Origin of the sequence: Paraburkholderia sp. SIMBA_027, from assembly GCF_046535315.1 — a bacterium.
GTDB lineage: Bacteria > Pseudomonadota > Gammaproteobacteria > Burkholderiales > Burkholderiaceae > Paraburkholderia > Paraburkholderia tropica.
The window spans coordinates 1-266 of record NZ_JAWRWY010000726.1; the positions used below are offsets into that span (position 1 = coordinate 1).

At 64.3% G+C, this 266-nt stretch carries 1 pseudogene; it reads right to left on the reverse strand.

From position 1 onward, the window contains the following. A pseudogene (locus tag SB764_RS40955) lies at positions 1-250 on the reverse strand (malonate decarboxylase subunit alpha); the annotation flags it as partial. Positions 251-266 lie beyond the last annotated feature (16 nt).

Below are 266 nucleotides of genomic sequence, written 5' to 3' on the forward strand. Positions count from 1 at the left end.
GGCGATGCCGCGCTCGGAGAGATCCAGATGCTCGGCGCGGCTCACCCTCGGGATGATGAGATGCAGGTCGTGGACGATTTCCGGATCGATCCTGGCGAGGGAGCGTGACAGGAAATCAGCCTGCTTCTGGTTGTTACCCTCGACGACCACACGGTCTCCGTGGGGGGGCGATCAGGGCTTGCAGGACGTCGACGATACGCTCGGCCTGTAGAACCACGCCGTCCGCGTTCGATGCGACGCGCGTGCGCAGATACGGATCCCTCGGT